Raw genomic sequence first — 26,172 nt, forward strand, 5'->3', positions numbered from 1 at the left:
TAATTGCTGGAAACGTGATCAATCTAACACCCTGCAGATTGACCGTAAAGAAAGTTGCGCTACCTGACAGTTTAGCACGTTCTTACCAGCTTCCCGCCTTTTCAGCTCTGGTTCCCACGTTATGGCTTAATAAACCGGCCTGAAACCGCACGCAGGCCGTTTTCAATCCGTTGAAACTGACAGTCTTCACCCAGAGATGATAGGATATTCAGTGAACGATAAAAATGGTTAACAGCATGTTAGACAAAATTTTCAGAATTGCTACAAGACAAAGCCCGCTCGCATTATGGCAGGCACATTATGTACAGCAACGACTCATGAGTGCCCATCCGGGACTGCGCGTTGAGCTGGTGCCTATGGTCACGAAAGGTGACATCATCCTTGATACGCCGCTGGCAAAAGTGGGTGGCAAAGGGCTGTTTGTCAAAGAGCTTGAGCTGGCGATGCAGGATGGCCGTGCCGATATGGCGGTGCACTCGATGAAGGATGTGCCGGTCAATTTCCCGGAAGGTCTGGGCCTGGTAACCATCTGCGAGCGCGACGATCCGCGCGATGCGTTCGTTTCTCATCATTATGACTCCATCGACGCGCTGCCACAGGGTGCCATTGTCGGCACGTCCAGCCTGCGCCGTCAGTGCCAGATTAGTGCGCGCCGTCCGGACCTGGTTATCCGCTCGCTGCGGGGCAATGTCGGCACCCGCCTCGGCAAGCTTGATGCCGGAGAGTATGACGCGATTATTCTTGCTGTCGCCGGGCTGAAACGCCTGGGACTGGAAGATCGCATTCGTCAGGCGATGCCTGCCGAAGTTTCCCTGCCCGCCGTGGGTCAGGGTGCGGTCGGCATTGAATGCCGTCTGGACGACACCACCTTAATTGGCCTGTTGCAGGCGCTGAATCACGATGATACCGAAGTCTGTGTCAGAGCGGAGCGCGCCATGAATACCCGTTTAGAGGGTGGCTGCCAGGTGCCAATCGGCAGTTTCGCGGTGCTGGAAGGCGATGACCTCTGGCTGCGCGGCATGGTCGGCGCACCGGATGGCCGGGTCATGGTCAGCGGCGAACGCCGTGGTCCCCGCGCTCAGGCTGAACAGATGGGTATTTCACTGGCCGATGAACTGCTGAATGGCGGCGCGCGTGAAATCCTGAAAGAAGTTTACCAGGGGCAGCCGCCGGCATGACCATTCTGGTGACGCGCCCGGAACCCGCAGCGGCAGAGCTGGTGTCACGCCTGCATGCCCTTGGCAAACAGGCGTGGAGCCTGCCGCTGATCGAATTTGCGCCGGGCGCTGATCTCACCTCTCTGCCACAAAAGCTCGCCGCACTTCGCCCTGGCGACCTGGTTTTTATCCTTTCTCAGCAGGTTATACATTACGCACAACACACCGTCACAGCATGGCCCGCTGAGCTGGACTATTATGCAATTGGTCGCAGCACCGCACTGGCGTTTCATACCGCCAGCGGACAGCAGGTGACCTGGCCTCATGCGCATGAAACCAGTGAAGAATTGATCCGGCTGAATACCCTTCAGCAGGTTGCGGGTAAACGTGCGCTGATCCTGCGTGGCGATCCCGGACGCGAGTTGCTGGCTCAGACGCTAACCCGGCGAGGTGCTGAGGTGTCGTTTGCAGCCTGTTATCAGCGCTGCCAGAAGTATTATGATGGACCCGTTGAAGGACGCCGCTGGCGCGATCGCGGTGTCTCCGTGCTGGTGGTGACCAGCGGTGAAATGTTACAACAGCTTTTTTCGCTGTTCCCCGCAGTTGATCGCGAGGAATGGCTGCTCAACTGCCGACTGGTTGTCGTCAGTGAACGTTTGGCTACCCTGGCCGCAGGATTGGGTTGGCAGGATATTCAGGTAGCCGATGGTGCCGATAACGATGCGCTGCTGCGCGCGTTACGCTGAACTTTAACAATGGGATGTGCCACATATGACGGAACAAAAAGACTCCTCCGCCATGGTTGAAGAAACCACCCCAGCGGTCGACCGCTCTCCTTCCAGCAACAGCACACCACCGCGTAATGCGAAAAATGGTGGCATGGTGCTGGGTGCAGTTGCGATTGTGATTGCGCTGGCGATTGGTGCGGGTTTATACCTTAACGGGAAACATCAGGCTGATTTACAGGCACAAACCAATCAGAAGCTGAGCGAACAATTAAGCGCGTTGCAACAGCAGGCCAGCAGCGACAAACAGCAGCTGACTCAGCAACTGAGCGGCGCTGAAACCGCGTTGCAGACAGCCCAGACACAGCAGAACGCGTCAGCAAAAGAGCTGGAAACCCTGCGTGAAAAAGTGGCCGTGATTTCTGGCAACGACGTGCGCAGCTGGTTGCTGGCACAGGCGGACTATCTGGTGAAACTGGCTGGCCGCAAACTCTGGAGCGACCAGGATGTCACCACCGCCGCTGCTCTGCTGAAAAGCGCCGATGCCAGCCTGGCCGACATGAACGATCCCAGCGTCATGAATGTGCGTCGTGCGCTGACCCAGGATATCAGTAACCTCTCTTCGGTTACGCAGGTCGATTATGACGGCGTGATCCTCAAACTGAACCAGTTGTCGAACAACGTTGATAATCTGCGTCTGGCCGATAATGACAGCGATGATGCGCCGATGGACAGCGATGGCGGTGAACTGTCAGGTTCCGTGCGCGAATGGCGTCAGAATCTGGTGAAAAGCTGGCATAACTTTATGGATGATTTTATTACCATCCGCCGCCGCGATAACACCGCCCAGCCGCTGCTGGCACCTAATCAGGATGTTTACCTGCGTGAGAATATCCGCTCGCGTCTGCTGATTGCTGCTCAGGCGGTACCGCGTCATCAGGATGAGATTTATAAACAATCTATCGACACCGTGTCCGCATGGGTTCGCGCCTGGTACGACACCAATGATGCCGCTACCAAAGCCTTCCTTGCCCAGCTGGATGAGCTGAGCCAGCAGAACATCAATATGGACCTGCCGGATAACCTGGAAAGTCAGCCGTTGCTGGAACAGCTGATGCAGACCCGCGTCCGGAACCTGTTAGCGCAACCTTCTGCCGCTGCTAATCAGCAGGGAGGCTAAGCATGCTTAAGGTATTTATCCTCTTTATCCTGCTGATTGCTGGCGTAGTGCTGGGACCGATGATTGCCGGTCATCAGGGTTACGTGCTGATTCAGACCGATAACTGGAATATCGAAACCAGCGTCACCGGCCTGGTCATTATCCTCATCCTCAGCCTGCTGGTGATTCTGGCCGTGGAATGGCTGCTGCGCCGCGTGCTGCACACCGGCGCGCGTACCCGTGGCTGGTTTACCGGACGTAAACGCCGTCGCGCCCAGCGTCATACTCAGTCGGCGCTGATGAAGCTGGCAGAAGGCGATCATCGTCAGGTGGAAAAACTGCTTTCTAAAGATGCCGATCACGCTGATGTGCCGGTGGCGAACTACCTGCTGGCAGCAGAAGCTGCGCAACAGCGTGGTGATGAAATCCGTGCCAATCAGCATCTTGAACGTGCTGCAGAGCTGTCGGAGAGCAACACCATTCCGGTAGAAATTGCCCGCGCACGTATTCAGCTGGCACGTAACGAAGATCATGCTGCGCGTCATAGCATTGACCGTCTGCTGGAAGTGGCACCGCGTCATCCTGAAGTGCTGCGCCTGGCCGAACAGGCGTATGTCCGTACTGGTGCCTGGAGTGCATTGCTGGATATTCTGCCCGCCATGCAGAAGGCGCAGGTCGGCGATGAGCTGCATCGTGATGCGTTACAGCAGCAAGCCTGGCTGGGTCTGATGAATCAGGCGATGGCTGACCAGGGCAGCGATGGGCTGAAGCGCTGGTGGAACGATCTGAGCCGCAAAACCCGTCAGGAAACGACGCTGCAGGTGGCCATGGCGGATCATCTGATTGAATGCAACGATCACGACACCGCGCAATCGATCGTGCTGGAGGGCCTCAAGCGTCATTATGACGATCGTCTGGTACTGTTGATGCCTTGTATCAAAAGCGGTAATCCGGAAGCGCTGGAGAAAGTATTGCGCCAGCAAATCAAACAACACGGCGCAACACCGCTGCTGCACAGTACGCTGGGGCAGTTGCTGATGCGTCATGGTGAATGGCAGCAGGCTGCTGAGGCACTGCAGCAGGCGCTGGCACAGCGTCCTGACGCGTTTGATTATGCATGGCTGGCGGATGTTTATGATCGTCTGCGTCGCCCGGAAGAAGCGGCGAAGATGCGTCGTGAAGGGTTGTTGCTCACCTTGAAGAACAATCCCAACGCCTGATCCTCTTTTCATACCTGATAAAGCCGGGCTTGCCCGGCTTTTTTGTGCCCGCAATCTGCCAGCACGCTTTCGCAGGCAAAAAAAACACCTGCCAGTGGCAGGTGTAAGATCAGGTCGGTAAGACAACCGGGAGGTACCTGACTCAACGTGGTGTCTGTTAACCCTGTAAGGCTTTCGCGATACAGGCAGGCAGACAACAGGTACCTAAAATTGGCTCTGCATCATTCCCAGGTTTATGTAGCATCAGCAGACATAAGAGGTGGAATGAGCATCTACAGCAGAAGTATTGCACAAGCCATGCCAGGTTTATGATTATTTTTAAAATCACAATAAATCAGCAGGTTAAAGAATTAGCTCAAAGCTTCATTCAACAGGCCTGTCGGGAAATGTCGGTATCCAGCGACAGCTGGCATTTTCTCTGTCTCTGAATGGAGACAGCAAGGCAAATCTCTCTGTGAACTCAACAATAACAATGACTTATTTGTCGGCAATTCACGACGCTGTTGCTACTGTTTAAGCAACTTTATCTGACAACTGACGAAATCAAGGGTGAGCTGGCATCAAAGGATTAGCTAACAAGCAGCCCGCTCTCACTGCTGTGCGGGCTTCAGGGAGCATACGCCTTTCGCAAAGACGCAAAAGACGCCATCCCTGGCGGGCTCAGCGCGGGCGATTACGCACCTCATCCCTGAGGTGCGCCCGTAGCCGGGCCAACGCTTTGCGTTGTTCAAAAACGCTCCTGGCGTTTTTATCCGGGCGGCGCGATGCTTTGCTACAGGCGTATGCTCCCTTCGCTTCACGTATGGCAGACGCATCTGATACTTACAAGGACGCTTCAGACAAATGACAGATCTAAACCCGGATGCATCTGACGACAGCGCATAAGCTCAACGCGCAGGGAGCATGGTCAGAAGAGGAAAGCGTCCCACGCCAGGGACAAAAACGCCGGGAGCGTTTTTGAACAACGCAAAGCGTTGGCCCGTTTACGGGCGCACCTCAGGGATGAGGTGCGTAATCGTGTGGGCCGAGCGGCCATGGATGGCTTAAGCGACTTTCCGATCTGACCATGTTCCCTTCGCAGGCTCGGATTTACAGCAAACTTATTTAGCTGTACCCACCTAAACCTCCTTCGGAGGTCCTCATCCTCTTTTCTGCAGACGAAAAAAAACCTGTCTTTTCAGACAGGTTTCTAAAATGGTCGGCGAGAGAGGATTACTCTGCTCTGCGAGCAGCGCCCTTCGGGCCGTTGCTGAAGCAACGTTGTCTCGCTACGCTCGGCTCAAACCTCCTTCGGAGGTCCTCATCCTCTTTTCTGCAGACGAAAAAAAACCTGTCTTTTCAGACAGGTTTCTAAAATGGTCGGCGAGAGAGGATTCGAACCTCCGACCCACTGGTCCCAAACCAGTTGCGCTACCAAGCTGCGCTACTCGCCGATTTTTTTAACTGTTTTGCCTGGTGCGAAGAGAGGGACTTGAACCCTCACGTCCGTTAAGACACTAACACCTGAAGCTAGCGCGTCTACCAATTCCGCCACCTTCGCGTTTCCCAGCAAAATCTGGGGTGGCTAATGGGACTCGAACCCACGACAACTGGAATCACAATCCAGGGCTCTACCAACTGAGCTATAGCCACCACAATACTTAATGTCACAAGTTAAAAACCTGCAGCATTTAAATCTCTACTGCCAACCGCGGTAAATCAACCACCGAAGCTCATGCGCACAAACGATATGGCGCGCCCGACAGGATTCGAACCTGAGACCTCTGCCTCCGGAGGGCAGCGCTCTATCCAGCTGAGCTACGGGCGCGTAGCGCCGTTGCGGATGTGCATACTAGAGATAAGCGCCCATCGTGTCTAGTGCTTTTTAAATAAAAAGACGCGTTTGATTACGCTTTGTGCATTTTGTCGACAAATAGTGCATTTCCTCTCTCACAACGCGTAAAAATACGGCATTTATCAGCAATATCAGAGATCGCCACGCCAGTGATAGCGCAAATATTTAAGCAGTTTTAATTGCCGGCGCAGGCGGCCAGGCTGCCGAATCAGACGATAGAGCCACTCCAGCCCCAACCGCTGCCAGATCTCAGGCGCTCGCTTCACATGGCCGGTGAAAACATCGTACGTTCCACCCACGCCCATATAGAGCGCATCAGGCCAGTGCGCACGGCACGCCAGCATCAACAGCTCCTGACGGGGCGACCCCAGCGCTACAGTCACCAGCTTCGCGCCGCTGGCCGCAATCCGGGCAAAAAGCGCATCCTGATCGGCTGGCGCAAAATAGCCGTCCTGCGCCCCGACAATATTCACATTCCACTGACGACGTAGCTTATCGCAGGTTTCATCCAGCACCTGCTGACGACCGCCGATAAGAAACACAGGCGTCCCTTCCCGCCCGGCGCGTTCCATCAGCGCTTCCCATAAATCAGCACCCGCAATGCGCTGCACCGACGCGTGTGGATACTTTTTACGAATCGAGCGCACAATGCTGATGCCATCGGCGTATGCATATTCCGCCTGCGCTAACAGCGTACGTAATCCCTCATCCCGCTCAGCGGTCAGGATCTTCTCCGCATTAATCGCCACTAAAATACCGCTGCGTACGCTCTGCGGCGGCATCAGAAAATTCACCGCCGACGGCATGTTTTCGAAGCCATACAACTCAACGCCGCGGATCCGGTACTGCGGCGTCTCAGTTAACTTTGTCATATCTTCCGTCAATCCCAGAGGCTACTCAGAGCGGGCTGTGCAACACCCGCCTGCTGCGGTCGCGAATCAAACCTGCGCGATCCAGTAACCAGAAAAGTAATTTAGCCATGCCCAGACAGGCAGCAAAAATGATGCAGAAAAACACCACGCGTGAACCGAACGCATCAAGGCCTTCGCGTGCCAGCACGATCATGTTAAAGACCGCGCCAAAACAGAAGCTTTGCAGGATGGCGCCGGTGTAACGGTTGGTCTCAAGACAGCCACGCTGATAGATTGCATCAAAGGCTTTTATAATCATCCCTACCGCGACCGCACCGATCGGAATCGCCCAGACGCCGCCCATCACCACCAGCGACCCTATCAGCGTGGGTGAAATCGCCAGGCCAGAATGATTGTTCAGCACTTCCCAGGTGAAGTAGTTAGCACTGTTTAACACTGCCAGCGGCCGATCCGGCCAGAGCCAGGTCGGAATGAAAACGTAGAAATCACGCCACAGCGGTGCCAGCCCCTGAAACTCAATTCTGGCGTAGTTATCCAGCAGCAAGGCGAGATTCTCCCACGGCGAGAAGGTATCACGCGTCAGATACAGAAAGGTATAGAACGCTTCATCGCCCATAACGTCGAGGTTATAGCGGCGCAGTGCCAGCCAGAACATTCCTGCAATCGCCAGCACGCCTGCCGTCGCCAGCATCCACAAAGTGATCCAGCCACGGGTAATCCCGATAAACAGGAACAGGGCAAACGCAATAATGATATTGGCTCGGGTACCGCCCACCAGCGCGTAGGTCAGTAAACCAAAGGCAACGGTCACCACCAGGAACAGCAGCCAGTTGCGGCGTGTCGGGCTCAAAAAGTAGGGGATCAGCATCGCCGGAATAAAGAAATAGAAGAAGCGCTTAAGCGCTACACCCGACACTTCACTGGAGAAAATCTGGTTATAGGCGGTCAGGCGGAACAGCAGAAAACCGTTATGAATGAAGAACACCGTCACGGTACCCAGCGCCACCAGCGCCAGGATCACGCAGGTCAGATGGGTTTCGACGCGATTCATCTGCAGCCAGGGCTTCGCAGGAGACGCGCTGGCGGGTTTCAGCCGCACTTTATAGCTGACGTAATAAATGGCGTAAAACGCCGTGGCCGACAGCAGCGCCTCCAGCAGGTTCTCAACCGGCACCACTTCAACATTAAAGCGAAACACCAGCACGGAGGTCAGCGGGAAGCCGAAGTAAAAGGTCAGTAAGAACAGCAGCGTGAAGAACAGATGAAAGTTAAAACGGACGCGCTTAAACTCCCGCCAGGTCAGGGTCAGAATAAAAACCAGCGACAGCAGATAGACCACCAGCAGGCCGCCAAACTGCATAAGACTCATGACAACTCCCCTTCGCTGAGCTGTAACGCGGCTCGCCAGCCCGCCAGATAACCCGGCGAAAAAAAGGCGATAGCCTGTTTATCACAGCTCATCAGCTGACGACGTGCCTCGGCGATCACCGCAGGCGACAGCGTATCTTCGCTGAACAATACCGGAAGCTGCTGCTCTGCCACATCACGCCAGAATGGATTTTTGCGGGTCAGGACAAACGGCACGTTGGCCTGAATCAGCAGGCAGAGTGTTCCCACCCCTTGCTGACGTTCAAACATAAAATAGCCGACATGGCAGCGCGCCAGCAGGGCTAAGTAATCATCAAACGCCAGGTTTTCACGCATCAGATTCACCTGACCGTTCGGGAACAGCGCATCGGCAGCGGCCTGAATCTGGCTGATATAAGCCTCATTACCTGGCGGATAGCCCAAAGGGACCTCGATACGCACCTGCTCGCCAAACTGCGCGTGAATCGCTTTTAAACCTTCGATATGCCGGTTACTCGGATCGCCCGAGTTGCCCAGCAACAGCGTAAAAGGCTCCGACGGGACAGATTCAACGGCTGCGGCGGGCATTCTGGTGGGAAAATAGAGCAGTGAACCGGGTACGCGCCGATGGCGCTGCTGATAGTGATGCAGGTCGCCCCGGGTGGCAAAAACCTGTGCAACCCGCCCCTGCGCTATCCGGCGGACCAGATAGAACAGACGGAACTTCAGGCTGCGCGAATCTTCATAAAGATCGGCACCCCAGACGTGCCAGAAGAGCTGTGAACGACGCAGCTTACCGCTGAGTAACGCCAGCCAGATCCACGGGTTAAACTGTCCGTGGCAGAAAAAACGCTGCTGACGATTTCTGGCCCGCTGCAGTACCGCCTGCGCCAGCACTTTCTTGCTGGTAAAGTACTCGATCTGCAACGCACTGAACGGCGCCAGGCTCTCAGGCTGCTGCGTCACCACCATAAAATGACGTGGCGCAGCCGCAGGCTGCTCAACGCTGAGTACGTCGTTGAAAAAGCGCAGCACCGTAAGATTGTGGTGGGGAATGTCCGATCCCAAAACGTGAATTAAAGTCATTTTTTCCGGCAGTAAACAATAAAAGCGCCACAACACAGGGCAAAGTAAGCCATATAGGTAAACATATAGGCCTGCGCCGCACCCGTCGCGCCATGTAACGGGATCAACCAGCGTGAAAACAGGGTCAGCAACAGGAACTGGCTGATCTCAGTCAGAACATAAAAGCGCAGCGAGGCTTTGGCGATAACCAGATATCCGAAAACATAGGCGCCGACCTTAAAAACATCGCCGCACAGCTGCCAGACAAAGAGATCGCGCATCCCGCGAAACGCTTCAGAGAACAGCAGGCTGATGGCGAAATCGCGCAGTACCCAGACACCCAGGCTGGCAACCGCCACGGCGGGCAGGACAAAGCGCAGTGCACGGCCAATCTCGCGCGCGATGTCGCGTTTGTTATCCAGCCGCGCCAGCGTCGGCAGCAGCCAGACGCTAAACGTCGCGGTAATAAATTGCAGATAGGCATCGGAAATGCTGGTGACGCCCTGCCATAATCCGACCTGTGCCCAGCCCTGCTGCGCCGCCAGCAGATTACGCATCAGCACCCAGGCGACCGGCAGGGTCACGGCGGTGATCAGCGCCATCAGCGTATATTTTGCCAGATTACGGGCCAGCTCAGGATGCCATTGCGGTCGCAGCCAGCTAAGCGGCAGCGGCGCACGGCGTTTCAGCATCAGGAGTGCAGGCAGCAGCAGCAAAGCCGGCACCAGCGCCAGACCCGTCAGCGCGCCCTGATAGCCGCCCAGCCACCAGCAGAGCAGATAGCCTGCCACGCCAATCAGGCTGCCGAGAATCAGCGCCAGCGCATTACCGCGCGCGTCGCGATAGCCCTTCAGCAGCGCCAGGGTAAAGTTGGCCCAGGCGATGCCGAGCTGAAGAAAGGCCACCACGCGGATGACGCCCTGATAGCGGTCGTGACCAAACAGCGCGATACTGATGGGTGCCGCCGCCAGCAGAAACAGCAGCGCCAGCACACCGGAAAAGCCCAGTACCATGGTTGATGCCGTGCCCACCATCGCCCGCAATTGCTCGGGCTGCTGCTGATACTGCGCCACATAGGTGGTGACGCCATTAAAGATGCCTGCGCCCGCCAGCACGCCCAGCACGGTGATCAACTGACGGAAGTTCCCCGCCTGGCCGACACCCTCGGGTCCGAAGCTGACCGCCAGCAGTTTGACGACCAGCAGGCCGGCCACAATTTTTACCAGCGTGGACGACGCGGTCCACACTGAGGCTCTGGCTAATGACATCAGGAAAAGAAGCTCAGCAGTGAGCTGATAATCGTGCTCTGATTGTTATCCGACAGGTTATAAAACAGCGGCAGACGCAGCAGGCGCTCACTTTCCCGGGTGGTAAAGCGATCGTCCCCGACAAACTGCGAGAACCGCTCACCGGCGGGCGAGCTGTGCAGCGGAATATAGTGAAACACCGTCAGTATCTCGGCTTCTTTCATCCAGTTTATCAGCGCCTGACGATCGTCCTGATCGCGCAGTTTGATATAGAACATGTGCGCATTGTGTTCACAGCTGGCGGGGATCACCGGCAGGCTGATGCGTCCCTGAGCCGCCAGCGGCTGCAGCGCATCGTAATAACGCTGCCAGATGCGTAACCGCTGCTGGTTGATACGTTCAGCGGCTTCCAGCTGCGCCCAGAGATAGGCTGCCTGCAGATCGGCCATCAGATAGCTCGATCCCATATCGCGCCAGGTGTATTTATCGACCTGACCCCTGAAGAACTGACTGCGGTTGGTGCCTTTTTCCCGCACGATCTCGGCGCGCTCGACCAGGCTGGCGTCGTTAATGAGCGTCGCGCCACCTTCGCCGCCGGCGGTGTAGTTCTTGGTTTCGTGGAAACTGAAGCAGCCAATATGACCGATGGTGCCGAGCGCACGACCTTTGTAGCGTGACATCACGCCCTGCGCCGCATCTTCAATCACAAACAGCTTATGCTTTGCCGCCAGCGCCATAATGGTGTCCATTTCACAGGCCACGCCTGCGTAATGGACCGGCACAATGGCGCGGGTTTTTTCAGTGATGGCCGCTTCGATCAGCGTTTCATCAATGTTCATGGTGTCCGGGCGCACATCGACAAACACAATGCGGGCGCCGCGCAGTACAAAGGCGTTGGCGGTAGAGACAAAGGTGTAGCTCGGCATAATCACTTCATCGCCGGGCTGCAGATCGATTAACAGCGCCGCCATCTCCAGCGAAGCGGTACAGGAGGGGGTCAGCAGCACTTTTTTGCTGCCAAACCGCTGCTCCATCCACTGCTGACAGCGACGGGTAAATCCACCGTCGCCGCACAGCTTGCCGCTGTTCATCGCCGACTGCATATACTCAATTTCTGTGCCCACAATCGGGGGCGCATTAAATGGAATCATGACCTTTCCTGTAAAACCAGTACGCGGTGCTGTCGAGCCGGGCACCGCTGCGTAAATAGAGGCGCATCGCCGTAAGATTGCTGAGCTGGGTAGCAACCCGAAGCTGAGTCAGCTGTCGTACCCGCGCCCAGTCTGCTGCTGCCAGCATCAGTCGCTGACCCAGCCCCTGGCCCTGCGCGTCGGGCAGTACGCCCAGCAGGCCAATGCGGGCATCGCCATCCACCGCGCGCAGCGAAACAAATCCCTGCAGCTGACCCGCGGCATCGCTTGCCACCAGACACTGATCGTCAAACGCCCCGCGCACCGCATTTTCAATCCACTGCGCATAAAAGCGTCCGCTGGCGTCCGGCGCATACCAGGGCGCGCGAAAACGACTCTGGCTAAAGAGCTGTGAGGCAGCATCGCGCAGTAGCGGAATCTGGGCTTCGCGCGCGATGCGAATTCCCGTCTGCCGTTCAGTCTGTTTCACCGCCAGCGTCAGATCTGCCTCGCCTTCTGCCAGCCGGAACTGATGCTGCTGCAGCGTATCAATCAGCGCCGTCTCGCTGGCAGCAACTTTTATCTGCATCAGCGCACAGGGATGACGCAGCGCCTGTTCCAGCGGAATGTCACCTTGCGGCTCCAGCCGCACGGTATTCACACCGAAGAATGCGCTCTCCCAGCTAAGGGGATTAATATTGACGTGGACGGGCATGTAATAAATCCAGCAGGTATTGGCCGTAGCCGGTTTTTGTCAGCGCTTCACCCGCGGCCCGCAGCTGGTCATCACTCAGCCAGCTGTTACGCCAGGCAATCTCTTCCAGGCAGGCAATTTTGAAGCCCTGACGTTTTTCCACCGTCTGCACAAACATGCTGGCTTCCACCAGGCTGTCGTGTGTGCCGGTATCCAGCCAGGCAAAACCTCGTCCCAGCAGTTCGACCGTCAGCTCACCACGCTCCAGATACATCTGGTTAATGGCCGTGATTTCCAGCTCGCCCCGCGCTGAGGGTTTCACCTGTTTCGCGAATTCAATAACCTGATTGTCATAAAAATAGAGCCCGGTTACTGCCCAGCGCGATTTCGGCTGCTGTGGTTTCTCTTCAATCGAGATCGCCTTGAAGTTATCGTCAAACTCCACCACGCCGAAACGTTCCGGGTCCATGACCTGATAGCCGAACACCGTTGCGCCACGATTCTGTTCAACAACTTTCCGGAGCTTGGGGCTGAAGCCCTGGCCAAAATAGAGGTTATCACCCAGAACCAGGCAGCAATTATCCTCGCCGATAAAGGATTCGCCGATGATAAAGGCCTGCGCCAGCCCATCGGGACTTGGCTGCACCGCATAGCTGAGGCGTATCCCAAATTCACTGCCATCGCCCAGCAGCCGTTCAAACTGCGCCCGATCTTCCGGCGTGGTAATTAACAGGATGTCGCGAATACCCGCCAGCATCAGCACGGAGAGCGGATAGTAGATCATCGGTTTGTCGTAAACCGGCAGAAGTTGCTTTGATACTGCACGGGTTATCGGGTGTAACCGCGTGCCCGACCCTCCCGCTAAAATGATGCCTTTCATCGCTGCTCCTTACGCGGGTTTATTGCGATAAGCCAAGGCGTTCGCCCTGATAGCGGCCATCCAGAATAGCCTGCCACCAGGTGGGATTGGCCAGATACCATGCCACGGTTTTACGCATGCCGCTTTCAAAGGTTTCCTGCGGTACCCAGCCAAGTTCATGCGCGATTTTACTGGCATCAATGGCATAGCGCTGATCGTGACCGGGGCGGTCAGTGACATAGGTAATCAGGTCGCGGTAATGCGCCAGCCCGGCAGGTTTCTGCTCTGCGGCCAGCTCTTCAAGCAGGCTGCAGATAGTTTCAACCACCTCAATATTGCGTCGCTCGTTATGGCCGCCAATATTATAAGTTTCGCCTGGCTTGCCATGGCTGACCACCTGATAGAGTGCGCGGGCGTGATCTTCGACGTAGAGCCAGTCACGAATCTGCTGTCCGTTGCCGTAAACCGGCAAGGCTTTCCCGGCCAGCGCATTGATGATGGTCAGCGGGATCAGCTTCTCCGGGAAATGGCAGGGGCCGTAGTTATTTGAACAGTTGGTGACCAGCGTGGGCAGACCGTAAGTTCGCAGCCAGGCCCGCACTAAATGGTCGCTACTGGCCTTGCTGGCGGCGTAAGGACTGCTTGGCGCATAAGGTGTGGTTTCGGTGAAGTAAGCCTGGCTGTCATGCAGATCGCCAAAGACTTCATCGGTCGAGATATGGTGGAACAGAAAGGCGGTTTTGCGCGCGTCATCCAGGTTTTGCCAGTAAAAACGCGCGGCTTCCAGCAACTGATAAGTCCCGACAATATTGGTCTCGATAAAGGCCAACGGCCCGTCAATTGAACGATCCACATGGCTTTCAGCCGCAAGATGCATCACACAGTCTGGCTGATGACGGGCAAACACCTGATCAAGTGCCGGGCGATCGCAGATATCGACCTGCTCAAAATGAAAGCGGGACGAGTCGGCAACGCTGGCGAGTGACGCCAGATTTCCGGCGTAGCTGAGTTTATCGACCACCACCACCTGATGTTCGGTTTCTGCGATCAGAAAGCGCACCAGTGCGGAACCGATAAAACCGGCACCGCCCGTGATCAGAAAACGCCTCATCGCCACACACCTTTGGTGTCGACAATCCAGTTCTGCTGAACGCTGGCACCATCAATGGCGCGGAAGGCGCGGTGATCGACCAGCATCACCAGAATATCGGCCTGTTCCAGCGCCTGCCCGGCAGAGACCAGCACGGCTTTGTCGGCCAGTGCGTCAGCAAGCTGCTCAATATGGGGTTCAACCACCCAGGTGGTGCCGCTGTGCCACTCTGCAATTTTCTGTGCCACGCCCACCGCCGGGCTTTCGCGCAGGTCGTCAATATTGGGTTTAAAGGCCAGGCCAAAGCAGGCGATGGTGATATCGCTGGCGCGCTTGCCGGTCTGTGTCAGGCAGTCCGCCAGCGCGGTTTTCACCTGGTCCAGCACCCACTGCGGCTTGGCGTCATTGACCTCGCGCGCGGTGCGGATCAGGCGGGCTAATTCAGGATTCTGCGCCACGATGAACCAGGGATCGACGGCGATACAGTGACCGCCGACGCCTGGGCCCGGCTGCAGAATGTTGACGCGCGGATGGCGATTCGCCAGCGCAATCAGCTCCCAGACGTTAATACCCTGATCGGCACAAATCAGCGACAGCTCATTGGCAAAGGCGATATTCACGTCACGGAAGCTGTTTTCTGTCAGCTTACACATCTCGGCGGTTCGGGCGTTGGTTTCAACGCATTCGCCTTTTAAAAACAGCCGATAAAGCTCGCTGGCGCGGGCGGAACAGGCTGGCGTCATGCCGCCAATCACCCGGTCGTTGTTAATCAGCTCAACCATCACCTGACCAGGCAGCACGCGCTCCGGACAGTAGGCCACAAAAATATCGGGCGTATCACCGTGCTGAGGAAAGCGCAGGTCGGGACGCGCCGCCGCCAGCCAGTCGGCCATCTGTTCGGTGCTGCCCACCGGTGAGGTCGACTCCAGAATCACCAGGTCGCCCTTTTTCAGTACCGGCGCAATCGACTCCGCCGCGGCTTTCACAAAGCGCAGATCGGGCTGATGCTCATCTTTAAAAGGGGTCGGTACGGCGATAAGAAAAGCGTCGGCGGCTTCCGGCTGCGTGGTGGCGCGCAGATCGCCACGCGTAACGGCCGCATGCACCACCTGATCTAAATCGGGTTCCACGATATGGATCGCGCCACGATTAATGGTTTCAACGGCGCGCGCGTTGATATCCACGCCCACCACTTTTTTTCCCTTTGAGGCAAAAACGGCTGCCGTCGGCAGCCCAATGTATCCCAGTCCAATCACGGAGATGGTTTCAAAACTCATAATTCGGCTCGGTTATCTTTTAAGGCTTGTAAAATACGACCGCAGGCTTTGCCATCGCCATACGGATTATGGGCGTGGCTCATCGCCTGCCAGGCAGCGTCGTCAGTCAGCAAGCTGCTGACCTCCGCCACGATTCGGGCGATATCGGTCCCCACCAGTTTGACGGTGCCGGCGTCGACCGCTTCAGGCCGCTCGGTGGTGTCACGCATCACCAGCACCGGTTTACCCAGCGAAGGCGCTTCCTCCTGAATGCCACCGGAGTCAGTGAGGATGAGCCAGGCGCGGTTCATCAGCCAGACAAAAGGCAGATACTCCTGCGGTTCAATCAGAATGATATTCTCAATGCCGCTGAGAATCCGGTTTACCGGCTCGCTGACATTGGGATTAAGGTGCACCGGATAGACAATCTGCGCCTCGGGATGCTGGCGGGCAATCTGCGCCAGCGCGCTGCAGATACGTTCAAAGCCGCCACCAAAGCTTTCGCGACGATGTCCGGTGACCAGCACCAGTTTCTTATCCGGGTCGAGAAACGGATAGCGCGCCGCCAGTTGTGCATTCAGATTGCTGTCATCCAGCACCCTGTCGCGAACCCACAGCAGCGCATCAATGACCGTATTGCCGGTCACGATAATGCGCGCATCGGGCAGATTTTCCTGCAACAGATTCTGACGCGATCGGGAGGTGGGGGTGAAATGCAGATGGGCAAGATGACCGGTAAGTTTACGGTTACCCTCTTCCGGCCATGGCGAGGCGAGATCGCCGGTACGCAGACCGGCCTCCACATGCCCGACCGGAATCTGATGATAAAATGCCGCCAGGCTCGCCGCCAGTGTGGTGGTGGTGTCACCATGCACCAGCACGATGTCCGGTTTGAAGTCGAGCAGGACGGTTTTCATGCCCTCTAAAATGCGGCAGGTGATCTCGGTCAGCCCCTGCTCGGGACGCATAATATTGAGATCATAGTCCGGCTGCAGCTTGAACAGGCGCAGCACCTGATCGAGCATTTCGCGATGCTGTGCGGTGACGCACAGTCGCGATTCGAAAGCGGGATCCTGCGCCAGCGCCTGAACCAGCGGTGCCATTTTGATCGCTTCGGGACGAGTACCAAATACCGTCAGAACTTTCACACTGTTTCTCTCACTCATGCGTGTCTGACATCAGACGCGGACGACGTGCCAGCGCCACTCCCGCGCCTGTTAATGCCCCAATGGCACCCCACATAATCATCATGAACAGACGTCGCGGACTGTCACGTGATACCGGCTCTTCCGGCGTACGCAGATAACGGTAGGTCTGGAACTGGCTGTTCAGTTTTGGCCCGGTCTGCAGCGTGGTCAGCATTGCTCTGTTCTGATCATAGCTGATATCAAACTCCGGACCGGTAGCGCGCAGCGTATCCAGCTGTCCCTGTAAAACGGGCTGGCCCAGCAGGAACAGGTCGCTGTCTGCCAGATTTTCACCCGCTTCACGCGTCTGTTTCTCATTAATGCCCTGCTGGCTGGCGATCTTCAGCGCCTGCTCCAGTCGATGCTGCTGGCGCTGAAACACCGCGTTAGCCACATCTTCCTGACGTTTCACCTGCGCCTGCAACTGGTCGGTACGCGCCCGCCAGGCACCTTTTAGCTCATCATTCAGATGACGCGCGGCGCGCTCACTGGCATAGGCGATGTACTGACGCAGCAGATTATTGGCGTCGCCAGCGGTTTCCGCTTTCAGTTTGACGTTATCGGGCAGGTTATGTGCCGCGTCAGCGGGCGTGAACAGGATATTGCCGATCATATCGTCGAGCAGCGCGGCATCATTATGCGCATTACCGGTTTTACGACTCTTGTAATAATCCGTTTGCTGCCAGAACTCACGACGCGTATCCCAGGAGGCGAGTTGCATGGTGAACTCCTGATAAACCTGATCCATCACCGTAGGTGAAGGGGCGGCCAGGGTTAAGGCGTTGTTGCGCACATCCAGATTGGTCAGGAATTGCTGCTGCGCATAGTAAGAACCCAGCATGTTCACCGTCGGACGATCGGTGATCGCCGTGGTGCTCCAGACCTGTTTCAGCAGCAGCGTGGCCAGCCAGGCGACCAGAGCAAACAGCAGCGCCAGCCCGATAATCCAGCGCTTGCCACGCCATAAACGGCAGCAAAAGCTGCGAATATCCAGTTCGTTGTCCACAACGTCAGAAGGCATGGCAGAGGTATCCTTTATCAGCTCTTTTCAGGGTAATTTGTTTTTTGCTTCGCGATGATGGCTCAGACGGCGCTTAATGCGGCGGACACGTCGCGCCACGCGCCATGCATGTTTGAGGCAGTAGCCGTAAACCATAAACGCGCCCAGGAATAGCAGCAGCATCACCCACTCCGGGATAAATGCCAGATATTCACCCAGCACACCGATACCGGCGAGAATGGCCGCCGCAACGGTAATCAGTACAAAGGCCTGACGGGAGGTAAAGCCGGCACGCATAATCAGATGATGGATGTGCTGACGGTCAGCCGAGAATGGACTCATGCCTTTACGCAGGCGACGATACATAATCGCCACCATATCCATCAGAGGAATGGCAATAAGCCACAGTGCGGTAACGGGCGTGATGGGATGGCTCAGACCCTGCGTCGTTTCCAGCAGAATCCAGATAATGGTGAACCCGATCATGGTGCTGCCGGCATCGCCCATAAAGACTTTGAAGCGACGGCCAAGGAAGCCGAGGTTAAGCAGGATATAGGGCAGCGTGGCGGCAATCATCGCAAAACACCACATCGCGAGGCTGGTCTGGCCGTCGAAGTAGAGGATGATCCCCATGGCGGCAAAAGTGACCGAGGAGAGTCCGCCCAGCAGACCGTCGATCCCATCCACCATATTAAAGGCGTTGATCGCGGCCCAGACGGCAAACAGCGTCAGCACATAGCCGAAGGGCCCCACGATAAGCTCGAACGGGCCGACGATAAAGCCCAGGCTAAGCAGATAGAGTTTTGCGCCAAACATCATCACCAGTGCGACAATCGCCTGCACCACCGCGCGGATCTTGACGCTGATATCGAAACGGTCATCCAGTGCGCCAACCAGCACCAGAACACCGGCGCAGCCCAGATAGAGCAGCGCGTGAGGCAGATAGTAGTTGGTAATGGCAAACGTAAAGCAGATACCTGCGAACACAGAAATGCCGCCCACCAACGGAATCGCGCCATGATGGCGTTTACGTGAGTTAGGCTTATCAACTAAACCAATTTTTTTAGCTGCTTTTCGAGCAAAAAAGAGGAAAGCCAGGGAAAAGAGAAAAATTAAACCAAGCTCAGTACTCATAGTGAGTAAATTCACGTTAAACGCTCTCAGCTAACATCCCGCACAACAATACGCGAAAAAACGCGCCTATCGCTGTGTCGGATTCCGAATTCTGCATAAAGAGACAGACGAACGGTCAAAAGTTCGCCATCGCTACCACAGTCATTATAAATGCTCCTGCCAGTGTTCAATCCTATAGCTCACAAATGAAAAACGCCACGTTGAGACGTGGCGTGAGGTCGATTTTCTGCGCATCTGGACTAAAAAAGCCGAATCTGTGGTTCGGCCAGGCAGTATCGGATTAAGAACGCTTCATCATATCGAAGAATTCATCATTAGTTTTGGTCATCGCCAGCTTGTTGATGAGGAATTCCATTGCGTCGATTTCGCCCATCGGGTGAATAATCTTACGCAGGATCCACATCTTCTGCAGCTCTTCCTGAGAGGTGAGCAGCTCTTCTTTACGCGTACCAGAGCGGTTGTAATCAATCGCCGGGAAGACGCGTTTTTCAGCGATTTTACGGGCGAGATGCAGTTCCATGTTACCGGTACCTTTAAACTCTTCGTAAATTACTTCATCCATCTTCGAACCGGTATCAACCAGCGCGGTCGCGATGATGGTCAGGCTACCGCCCTCTTCCACGTTACGTGCAGCACCAAAGAAACGCTTTGGACGATGCAGGGCGTTGGCATCCACACCACCGGTCAGGACTTTACCTGAAGCAGGAACCACGGTGTTGTAAGCACGTGCCAGACGTGTAATGGAGTCGAGCAGGATGATGACATCTTTCTTGTGTTCAACCAGACGCTTGGCCTTCTCGATCACCATTTCAGCAACCTGAACGTGGCGTGAAGCTGGCTCATCGAAGGTTGAGGCGATAACTTCGCCTTTCACCAGACGCTGCATCTCGGTGACTTCTTCCGGGCGCTCATCGATCAGCAGTACCATCAGGGTACAGTCCGGATAGTTGTGCGCCAGGCTCTGCGCGATGTTCTGCAGCAGCATGGTTTTACCGGCTTTCGGTGGTGCAACAATCAGACCACGCTGGCCACGACCAATTGGCGATGCCAGATCCAGTACGCGAGCGGTTAAATCTTCCGTTGAGCCATTACCCCGCTCCATACGCAGACGTTTATTTGCGTGCAGCGGCGTGAGGTTTTCGAACAGAATCTTATTACGCGCATTTTCCGGCTTGTCGTAGTTAACTTCGTTAACTTTCAGCAGCGCAAAATAACGTTCACCCTCTTTCGGTGGACGGATTTTGCCAGAGATGGTGTCACCAGTGCGGAGGTTGAAGCGGCGGATTTGACTAGGGGAAACGTAGATATCATCAGGGCCGGCGAGGTAGGAGCTGTCTCCGGAACGGAGGAATCCAAATCCATCCTGAAGGATCTCCAGCACGCCATCACCGAAGATGTCTTCGCCGCTTTTCGCGTGCTGCTTCAGGATTGAAAAGATAATGTCCTGCTTGCGCATACGAGCCTGGTTTTCCAGTCCCATATTTTCGCCGAGAGTAACCAGCTCAGCAACCGGCGTATTCTTTAATTCGGTAAGATTCATAGTGATGGGTTCTTAAACTCGGGGTAATACTCGGAATGTTTGTCGTGAATGGTATGGCAACTAATCCATGCCGTTAATGGCTCTTTTCGGCTCTTCCTGACGATCATCGTATGGAATGGCGATCGGTATGCAGGGAGATGTCCGAATGTGATGCCAGAGTTGGAGCTAACCGTAAGATTGCTGAACCGTTCTATCTTTATAAGGTACAGGGCGACAGGGTTCAACAAGGGAAAACTTTTAGATGCTAACTACAAGGTAAGTTCGTAATGCAGTGCTGGTAAATTAGCACGCCTGAAAGCGAACGTCCAGCAGCAGGAGATAAATTCACCACTGCCGGACATTCAGCCCTGAATTACGCCAGATTGGCGTTCAGGAACTCTTTCAGCTGGCCTTTAGACAGCGCGCCTACTTTGGTCGCGGCGACTTCGCCATTTTTAAACAGCAGCAGCGTCGGGATACCACGAATGCCATACTTCGGTGCCGTGCCTGGGTTATCATCAATATTCAGCTTAGCGATGGTCAGCTTGCCATCATACTCTTCTGCAACTTCATCAAGGATTGGCGCGATCATTTTGCAAGGACCGCACCATTCAGCCCAGAAATCTACCAGTGTAACGCCGTCGGCTTTCAGCACGTCGGTGTCGAAACTGTCATCAGTCAGATGAACGATTTTATCGCTGCTCATGTTTTACTCCACAAGATTATGCCTGGCGAATTGGCGTAAAATATACCAATGTTGGTTGACTTTATTTCATCGGATACGCTTTCGTAAAGCGATAGTAAGCTGATATTCTACCACACTATGAGCAAAACACACTTAACTGAACAGAAGTTTTCCGACTTCGCCCTGCACCCAAAAGTGGTGGAAGCCCTTGATACTAAAGGCTTTCAATACTGCACGCCGATTCAGGCGTTAGCTCTGCCTTTTACGCTTTCAGGGCGTGATGTTGCAGGCCAGGCGCAAACCGGTACCGGCAAAACGATGGCGTTTCTGACGTCAACGTTTCATCATCTTCTCTCTCATCCTGCGGCGGAAGGTCGTCAGGTTAACCAGCCACGGGCATTAATTCTTGCGCCGACGCGTGAACTTGCTGTGCAGATTCATGCTGATGCAGAACCCCTTACCGCCTCAACCGGCCTGAAACTGGGTCTCGCCTATGGCGGAGACGGTTATGACAAACAGCTGAAAGTGCTGGAGCAGGGCGTTGATATTCTGGTGGCTACCACCGGTCGCCTGATCGACTACGCGAAACAGAATCACGTCAACCTCGGTGCTATTCAGGTCATGGTGCTGGACGAAGCCGATCGCATGTTTGATCTCGGCTTTATTAAAGATATTCGCTGGCTGTTCCGTCGCATGCCGCCGGCGACTCAGCGTCTGAGCATGCTGTTCTCGGCGACCCTCTCCTACCGCGTCCGTGAACTGGCGTTTGAGCACATGAACAGTGCTGAATATGTGGAAGTGGAACCGGAACAGAAAACCGGCCATCGCATTCAGGAAGAGCTTTTCTATCCGTCTAACGAAGAGAAAATGCGCCTGTTGCAGACCCTGCTGGAAGAAGAGTGGCCCGATCGCGCCATTATTTTCGCCAACACCAAGCACCGCTGTGAAGATATCTGGGGCCACCTGGCTGCCGATGGACATCGTGTCGGCCTGCTGACCGGCGACGTTGCTCAGAAGAAGCGCCTGCGCATTCTGGATGACTTCACCAAAGGTGATGTGGATATTCTGGTCGCCACTGACGTGGCTGCTCGCGGTCTGCACATCCCGGCTGTTACCCACGTCTTTAACTACGATCTGCCAGACGACTGTGAAGACTACGTTCACCGTATTGGCCGTACCGGTCGTGCAGGCGCCAGCGGTCATTCAATCAGCCTGGCCTGTGAAGAGTATGCGCTGAATCTGCCTTCGATTGAAGAGTACATCGGCCACAGCATCCCGGTCAGCAAGTACAGCAGCGAAGCGTTGTTAACGGATTTACCGCCGCCTAAGCGTCTGCAACGCAGCCGTTCCGGCAATGGCCCGCGTCGCGGAGGGAATAACGCCAATCGTCGCGGTGCTCCACGCAACAACAACCGTAAACGTTCAGGTTAAGGCCACCATGCTAAGCGCATCGTCACTTTATGCAGCGATTGATTTAGGGTCTAACAGCTTTCATATGTTGGTGGTGCGCGAGGTTTCTGGCAGTATCCAGACCGTTGCAAAAATTAAGCGCAAGGTTCGCCTTGCTGCCGGTCTGGATAAAAATAACCTGTTGTCAGCCGACGCGATGTCGCGAGGCTGGCAATGCCTCAGACTGTTCTCTGAACAACTACAGGATATTCCCCCCGATCAGATCCGCGTGGTGGCGACCGCCACGCTGCGTCTGGCTGCCAATGCGCAGACCTTCCTCGACACCGCCCAACAGATCCTTGGCTGTACCATCAACGTCATCAGCGGTGAAGAAGAGGCGCGCCTGATTTATCAGGGCGTGGCCCACACCACCGGCGGTTCCGACCAGCGTTTAGTGGTCGATATCGGCGGCGGCAGCACCGAGCTGGCCACTGGCGACGGATCGCACGCGTCGGTGTTGTTCAGTCTGTCGATGGGCTGTGTGACGTGGCTGGAGCGCTTCTTCAGCGATCGTCATCTGGCAAAAGAGAACTTTGACCAGGCCGAGCTGGCGGCGCGTGAAATGATCCAGCCCATTGCAGCGCAACTGCGTGAGCAGGGCTGGCAGGCCTGTGTTGGTGCCTCTGGCACGGTTCAGGCGCTGCAGGAGATCATGGTGGCGCAGGGCATGGATGAGCGCATCACGCTGAATAAGCTGCAGCAGCTGAAGCAGCGCGCCATTCAGTGCGGCAAACTGGAAGAGCTGGAAATCGAAGGGCTGACGCTGGAGCGGGCGCTGGTGTTCCCCAGCGGCCTGTCGATTCTGATCGCCATCTTCCAGGAGCTCAGTATCGATAGCATGACGCTGGCGGGCGGCGCACTGCGTGAAGGACTGGTCTACGGCATGCTGCATCTGCCCATCGACCGGGATATCCGAACCCGTACACTGCATAACGTCCAGCGCCGTTTCAGCATTGATGTTGAGCAGGCGGATCGCGTGCGTCAGCTGGCGGAGAGCTTTTTCCGTCAGGTTTCCACGTTGTGGAAGCTGGATCAGCGCTGTCGTGAGTTGCTGCTCAGCGCCTGCGCGATCCACGAAATCGGCCTGAGCGTTGACTTCCGTCATGCGCCGCAGCATGCGGCGTATCTGGTGCGTCACCTCGATCTTCCTGGTTTCACACCGGCACAGAAGAAGCTACTGGCCTGTTTACTGCAAAACCAGAGCGGCAGCATCGATCTGGCTTTGCTGACTCAGCAGAACGCCCTGCCGCCGCGGCTGGCGGAACGGATGTGCCGTCTGCTGCGGCTGGCGATTATTTTCTCCACCCGCCGTCGCGATGACACCCTGCCTGCGGTGCGGCTACAGGCAGACGATGATGCCCTGCATCTGACCCTGCCCGCGGGCTGGCTGGAGGCCCATCCGTTGCGCAGTGAGCTGCTGGAGCAGGAAAGCCATTATCAGTCTTACGTCCACTGGTTATTAACCCTGTCGTAATTGCCGTCGCGTGAGGCGAATCTCCTTCGCCTCCTGCACTGGTTTAACTCTTTTTCGCCTTATCCAGCATCGCTCTCAGACCGGCCACCCGGCTCTGACCAGTTTTCATCCGCTCCTCCGCACTGACCACTTTGCGCTCGGTCTCCCATTGCAGATCGTCCTGCGGCAGTTCCAGCAGAAAACGGCTCGGCTCCGGCCGGATTAATTCGCCATATTGCCGGCGTTCGCGACACAGGGTAAAGGTCAGCTCTTTCTGCGCCCGTGTGATCCCCACGTAGGCCAGGCGACGCTCCTCTTCGATATTATTCTCATCGATGCTGCTCTGATGCGGTAACAGCCCCTCCTCCATGCCCACCAGGAATACATAGGGGAACTCCAGCCCTTTGGAGGCGTGCAGCGTCATCAGCTGCACCTGATCCAGCTCTTCATCGCTTTCACCGCGCTCCATCATGTCGCGCAGGGTAAAGCGCGTCACCACCTGCGCCAGCGTCATCGGCTCATCAATATCGCTGCCCTCCAGCATTTCTGTCATCCACTGAAACAGCGTGTTGACGTTCTTCATCCGCATCTCTGCGGCTTTCGGGCTGCCGGAGGTTTCGAACAGCCAGCTTTCGTAGTCGATGCCGCGAATCAAATCACGCACTGCGTTTACCGGCTCACGTTCGGTCAGCTGGATAATCTCATTCAGCCAGTGCGTAAACCGCTGCAGATGCTCCAGACCGCGACCACTCAGCGTCTGCCCCAGACCGACATCAAAACTGGCGTTAAACAGGCTCTTGCTGCGCAGGTTGGCCCACTCACCGAGCTTCTGCAGCGTGGCCGGGCCAATCTCACGGCGCGGCGTATTGACGATGCGCAGAAACGCGCTGTCATCCTCAGGATTGGTCAGCACGCGCAGATAGGCGAGCAGATCTTTGATCTCGGGCCGTGAGAAGAACGAAGTACCGCCAGAGATGCGATAAGGGATGCGGTTCTGCATCAGAAACTTTTCAAAGGTCCGGGACTGATGGTTACCACGATAAAGAATCGCGTAATCTTTGTACTGCGTCCTGTTGATAAAGTGATGCGCGATGAGCTCGCCAGTGACCCGCTCCGCTTCATGCTCTTCGCTGTTGGCAGTAAGCACCTTCAGCTCGCTGCCCTGCCCCAGCTCCGAAAAGAGCCGCTTCTCAAAGACGTGCGGGTTATTGGCAATCAGGATATTTGCCGCTTTCAGTATGCGCTGCGAAGAGCGGTAGTTCTGCTCCAGCTTCACCACCTCCAGCGCCGGGAAATCCTGATTCAGCAGCACCAGATTCTGCGGGCGTGCGCCGCGCCAGGAGTAGATAGACTGATCATCATCGCCCACCACCGTGAAGCGCGCCCGAGCGCCCACCAGCAGCTTAACCAGTTCATACTGGCTGGTGTTGGTATCCTGATACTCATCCACCAGCAGATAGCGGATACGCTGCTGCCAGCGTTCACGCACCTCCTGATTACGCTGCAGCAGCAGCGTCGGCAGCAGAATCAAATCGTCGAAATCGAGCACGTTGCACGACTTAAGATGCTGGCTGTAGAGGGCGTAGCAGTGAGCAAAAATATTATCCTGCTGTGATCGCGCCAGCGCGGCGGCGCCCTGCGGGTCGATCAGATCATTTTTCCAGTTCGAGATGGTGGAGATGAGCTGCTGTAGCAGCGTCTTATCCTCTTCCAGCCACTCTTTTGTCAGCTCTTTCAGCAGGGCGAGCTGATCCTGATCGTCGAACAGCGAGAAGTTTGACTTCATGCCCAGCGCCGCAGTTTCGCGTTTGATGATCTCCAGCCCCAGCGTATGGAAGGTGGAGATCAGCAGGCCGCGCGCCTCTTTGCGGCCCAGCGTCTGCGCCACACGCTCTTTCATTTCGCGCGAGGCTTTATTGGTAAAGGTCACCGCGGCGATGTGGCGCGCCTGATAGCCGCATTCACGGATCAGATGGGCGATTTTATTGGTAATCACGCGGGTTTTGCCCGATCCCGCGCCCGCCAGCACCAGACAGGGACCGGTAACAAATTCGACGGCACGTTGTTGGCTGGGGTTTAAACGCATAGGA

At 55.9% G+C, this 26,172-nt stretch carries 21 protein-coding genes, 4 tRNA genes and 1 other RNA gene; 6 read left to right on the top strand and 20 right to left on the bottom strand.

Features of this window, described 5'->3' with window-relative positions:
* The first annotated feature begins 236 nt into the window (after positions 1–236).
* The 4 genes from hemC to hemY are packed head-to-tail and all read left to right on the top strand — an operon-like array spanning position 237 to position 4,261.
* The gene (hemC, locus tag OK412_RS17105) at positions 237–1,178 is read left to right on the top strand and encodes a hydroxymethylbilane synthase (RefSeq protein ID WP_033780891.1); all 942 of its coding nucleotides are present in this window, start codon (positions 237–239) and stop codon (positions 1,176–1,178) included.
* Positions 1,175–1,903 carry a uroporphyrinogen-III synthase gene (gene hemD / locus OK412_RS17110; protein WP_033767572.1) on the top strand — a complete coding sequence of 243 codons (729 nt, stop codon included), beginning with the start codon at positions 1,175–1,177 and terminating at the stop codon, positions 1,901–1,903. The genes hemC and hemD overlap by 4 nt, the downstream gene beginning before the upstream one ends.
* Before the next feature lie 25 nt (positions 1,904–1,928).
* Positions 1,929–3,062: a uroporphyrinogen-III C-methyltransferase gene (gene hemX / locus OK412_RS17115; protein WP_010257336.1), complete on the top strand. Its 1,134-nt coding sequence runs from the start codon at positions 1,929–1,931 to the stop codon at positions 3,060–3,062.
* Between the two features lie 2 nt (positions 3,063–3,064).
* On the top strand, positions 3,065–4,261 hold the full coding sequence (gene hemY / locus OK412_RS17120; protein ID WP_264353383.1) for a protoheme IX biogenesis protein HemY: 1,197 nt from the start codon (positions 3,065–3,067) through the stop codon (positions 4,259–4,261).
* Between the two features lie 1,195 nt (positions 4,262–5,456).
* On the opposite strand, the gene OK412_RS17125 is transcribed toward hemY, so the two are convergent.
* The 19 genes from OK412_RS17125 to trxA form a co-directional block, all read right to left on the bottom strand.
* A non-coding RNA gene (locus OK412_RS17125) (RtT sRNA) lies at positions 5,457–5,586 on the bottom strand.
* Positions 5,587–5,617: 31 nt separating this feature from the next.
* Positions 5,618–5,694: transfer RNA gene (locus OK412_RS17130), tRNA-Pro, on the bottom strand.
* Positions 5,695–5,714: 20 nt separating this feature from the next.
* Positions 5,715–5,801, bottom strand: a tRNA-Leu gene (locus OK412_RS17135).
* 16 nt (positions 5,802–5,817) lie between these two features.
* Positions 5,818–5,893, bottom strand: a tRNA-His gene (locus tag OK412_RS17140).
* A gap of 98 nt (positions 5,894–5,991) precedes the next feature.
* Positions 5,992–6,068 (bottom strand) — tRNA-Arg (locus OK412_RS17145).
* 158 nt (positions 6,069–6,226) lie between these two features.
* A complete protein-coding gene (gene wecG, locus OK412_RS17150; protein ID WP_031292610.1) occupies positions 6,227–6,967 on the bottom strand; it encodes a lipopolysaccharide N-acetylmannosaminouronosyltransferase in 741 nt (246 codons plus the stop codon).
* 25 nt (positions 6,968–6,992) lie between these two features.
* Positions 6,993–8,336, bottom strand: coding sequence for an ECA oligosaccharide polymerase (gene wzyE / locus OK412_RS17155; RefSeq protein ID WP_033767575.1), 1,344 nt, complete (start codon positions 8,334–8,336; stop codon positions 6,993–6,995).
* Entirely contained in the window at positions 8,333–9,400 is a 1,068-nt protein-coding gene (locus tag OK412_RS17160) for a TDP-N-acetylfucosamine:lipid II N-acetylfucosaminyltransferase (protein WP_264353384.1), read from the bottom strand. The genes wzyE and OK412_RS17160 overlap by 4 nt, the downstream gene beginning before the upstream one ends.
* On the bottom strand, positions 9,397–10,647 hold the full coding sequence (gene wzxE, locus OK412_RS17165; protein ID WP_062759456.1) for a lipid III flippase WzxE: 1,251 nt from the start codon (positions 10,645–10,647) through the stop codon (positions 9,397–9,399). Before wzxE ends, OK412_RS17160 begins: the two co-directional genes overlap by 4 nt.
* Complete coding sequence (rffA, locus tag OK412_RS17170) at positions 10,647–11,777, bottom strand: dTDP-4-amino-4,6-dideoxygalactose transaminase (protein WP_111534680.1); 1,131 nt, start codon at positions 11,775–11,777, stop codon at positions 10,647–10,649. The genes wzxE and rffA overlap by 1 nt, the downstream gene beginning before the upstream one ends.
* On the bottom strand, positions 11,764–12,471 hold the full coding sequence (rffC, locus tag OK412_RS17175; RefSeq protein WP_264353385.1) for a dTDP-4-amino-4,6-dideoxy-D-galactose acyltransferase: 708 nt from the start codon (positions 12,469–12,471) through the stop codon (positions 11,764–11,766). The genes rffA and rffC overlap by 14 nt, the downstream gene beginning before the upstream one ends.
* Complete coding sequence (gene rfbA / locus OK412_RS17180) at positions 12,449–13,330, bottom strand: glucose-1-phosphate thymidylyltransferase RfbA (protein WP_010257356.1); 882 nt, start codon at positions 13,328–13,330, stop codon at positions 12,449–12,451. Before rfbA ends, rffC begins: the two co-directional genes overlap by 23 nt.
* 19 nt (positions 13,331–13,349) lie before the next feature.
* Positions 13,350–14,420 (bottom strand): dTDP-glucose 4,6-dehydratase, encoded by a 1,071-nt coding sequence (gene rffG, locus OK412_RS17185; RefSeq protein WP_033780850.1) that lies wholly within the window; start codon positions 14,418–14,420, stop codon positions 13,350–13,352.
* The gene (wecC, locus tag OK412_RS17190; protein ID WP_010257361.1) at positions 14,417–15,676 is read right to left on the bottom strand and encodes a UDP-N-acetyl-D-mannosamine dehydrogenase; all 1,260 of its coding nucleotides are present in this window, start codon (positions 15,674–15,676) and stop codon (positions 14,417–14,419) included. The genes rffG and wecC overlap by 4 nt, the downstream gene beginning before the upstream one ends.
* Entirely contained in the window at positions 15,673–16,803 is a 1,131-nt protein-coding gene (gene wecB / locus OK412_RS17195) for a non-hydrolyzing UDP-N-acetylglucosamine 2-epimerase (RefSeq protein ID WP_010257363.1), read from the bottom strand. The genes wecC and wecB overlap by 4 nt, the downstream gene beginning before the upstream one ends.
* Before the next feature lie 10 nt (positions 16,804–16,813).
* Entirely contained in the window at positions 16,814–17,863 is a 1,050-nt protein-coding gene (gene wzzE / locus OK412_RS17200; protein WP_010257365.1) for an ECA polysaccharide chain length modulation protein, read from the bottom strand.
* 27 nt (positions 17,864–17,890) lie between these two features.
* The gene (wecA, locus tag OK412_RS17205; RefSeq protein ID WP_022624853.1) at positions 17,891–18,976 is read right to left on the bottom strand and encodes a UDP-N-acetylglucosamine--undecaprenyl-phosphate N-acetylglucosaminephosphotransferase; all 1,086 of its coding nucleotides are present in this window, start codon (positions 18,974–18,976) and stop codon (positions 17,891–17,893) included.
* 280 nt (positions 18,977–19,256) lie between these two features.
* The gene (rho, locus tag OK412_RS17210; protein ID WP_010257369.1) at positions 19,257–20,516 is read right to left on the bottom strand and encodes a transcription termination factor Rho; all 1,260 of its coding nucleotides are present in this window, start codon (positions 20,514–20,516) and stop codon (positions 19,257–19,259) included.
* Positions 20,517–20,868: 352 nt separating this feature from the next.
* Positions 20,869–21,201 (bottom strand): thioredoxin TrxA, encoded by a 333-nt coding sequence (trxA, locus tag OK412_RS17215; protein WP_003851963.1) that lies wholly within the window; start codon positions 21,199–21,201, stop codon positions 20,869–20,871.
* Between the two features lie 117 nt (positions 21,202–21,318).
* On the opposite strand from trxA, the gene rhlB reads away from it, so the two are divergent.
* Both rhlB and gppA read left to right on the top strand, forming a co-directional pair.
* Positions 21,319–22,611 (top strand): ATP-dependent RNA helicase RhlB, encoded by a 1,293-nt coding sequence (rhlB, locus tag OK412_RS17220; protein ID WP_022624852.1) that lies wholly within the window; start codon positions 21,319–21,321, stop codon positions 22,609–22,611.
* Positions 22,612–22,618: 7 nt separating this feature from the next.
* Entirely contained in the window at positions 22,619–24,103 is a 1,485-nt protein-coding gene (gene gppA / locus OK412_RS17225; protein ID WP_010671664.1) for a guanosine-5'-triphosphate,3'-diphosphate diphosphatase, read from the top strand.
* Positions 24,104–24,146: 43 nt separating this feature from the next.
* Here gppA and rep read toward each other — a convergent pair whose 3' ends face one another.
* On the bottom strand, positions 24,147–26,168 hold the full coding sequence (gene rep / locus OK412_RS17230) for a DNA helicase Rep (RefSeq protein ID WP_010257384.1): 2,022 nt from the start codon (positions 26,166–26,168) through the stop codon (positions 24,147–24,149).
* Between the last annotated feature and the right edge of the window lie 4 nt (positions 26,169–26,172).

It is taken from the genome of Pantoea sp. JV6 (assembly GCF_025910055.1).
GTDB classification, from domain to species: Bacteria; Pseudomonadota; Gammaproteobacteria; order Enterobacterales; family Enterobacteriaceae; genus Pantoea; species Pantoea agglomerans.

What these genes read in the sequence shown, in the direction of transcription:
- wecA (WP_022624853.1), bottom strand. Translation starts at nt 18,976, where the DNA reads ATGAGTACTGAGCTTGGTTTAATTTTTCTCTTTTCCCTGGCTTTCCTC.
- wecC (WP_010257361.1), bottom strand. Translation starts at nt 15,676, where the DNA reads ATGAGTTTTGAAACCATCTCCGTGATTGGACTGGGATACATTGGGCTG.
- wzzE (WP_010257365.1), bottom strand. Translation starts at nt 17,863, where the DNA reads ATGCCTTCTGACGTTGTGGACAACGAACTGGATATTCGCAGCTTTTGC.
- gppA (WP_010671664.1), top strand. Translation starts at nt 22,619, where the DNA reads ATGCTAAGCGCATCGTCACTTTATGCAGCGATTGATTTAGGGTCTAAC.
- rhlB (WP_022624852.1), top strand. Translation starts at nt 21,319, where the DNA reads ATGAGCAAAACACACTTAACTGAACAGAAGTTTTCCGACTTCGCCCTG.
- hemY (WP_264353383.1), top strand. Translation starts at nt 3,065, where the DNA reads ATGCTTAAGGTATTTATCCTCTTTATCCTGCTGATTGCTGGCGTAGTG.
- rfbA (WP_010257356.1), bottom strand. Translation starts at nt 13,330, where the DNA reads ATGAAAGGCATCATTTTAGCGGGAGGGTCGGGCACGCGGTTACACCCG.
- trxA (WP_003851963.1), bottom strand. Translation starts at nt 21,201, where the DNA reads ATGAGCAGCGATAAAATCGTTCATCTGACTGATGACAGTTTCGACACC.
- wecG (WP_031292610.1), bottom strand. Translation starts at nt 6,967, where the DNA reads ATGACAAAGTTAACTGAGACGCCGCAGTACCGGATCCGCGGCGTTGAG.
- hemC (WP_033780891.1), top strand. Translation starts at nt 237, where the DNA reads ATGTTAGACAAAATTTTCAGAATTGCTACAAGACAAAGCCCGCTCGCA.
- rffA (WP_111534680.1), bottom strand. Translation starts at nt 11,777, where the DNA reads ATGATTCCATTTAATGCGCCCCCGATTGTGGGCACAGAAATTGAGTAT.
- rho (WP_010257369.1), bottom strand. Translation starts at nt 20,516, where the DNA reads ATGAATCTTACCGAATTAAAGAATACGCCGGTTGCTGAGCTGGTTACT.
- hemD (WP_033767572.1), top strand. Translation starts at nt 1,175, where the DNA reads ATGACCATTCTGGTGACGCGCCCGGAACCCGCAGCGGCAGAGCTGGTG.
- wzxE (WP_062759456.1), bottom strand. Translation starts at nt 10,647, where the DNA reads ATGTCATTAGCCAGAGCCTCAGTGTGGACCGCGTCGTCCACGCTGGTA.
- wzyE (WP_033767575.1), bottom strand. Translation starts at nt 8,336, where the DNA reads ATGAGTCTTATGCAGTTTGGCGGCCTGCTGGTGGTCTATCTGCTGTCG.
- rffC (WP_264353385.1), bottom strand. Translation starts at nt 12,471, where the DNA reads ATGCCCGTCCACGTCAATATTAATCCCCTTAGCTGGGAGAGCGCATTC.
- rffG (WP_033780850.1), bottom strand. Translation starts at nt 14,420, where the DNA reads ATGAGGCGTTTTCTGATCACGGGCGGTGCCGGTTTTATCGGTTCCGCA.
- rep (WP_010257384.1), bottom strand. Translation starts at nt 26,168, where the DNA reads ATGCGTTTAAACCCCAGCCAACAACGTGCCGTCGAATTTGTTACCGGT.
- hemX (WP_010257336.1), top strand. Translation starts at nt 1,929, where the DNA reads ATGACGGAACAAAAAGACTCCTCCGCCATGGTTGAAGAAACCACCCCA.
- OK412_RS17160 (WP_264353384.1), bottom strand. Translation starts at nt 9,400, where the DNA reads ATGACTTTAATTCACGTTTTGGGATCGGACATTCCCCACCACAATCTT.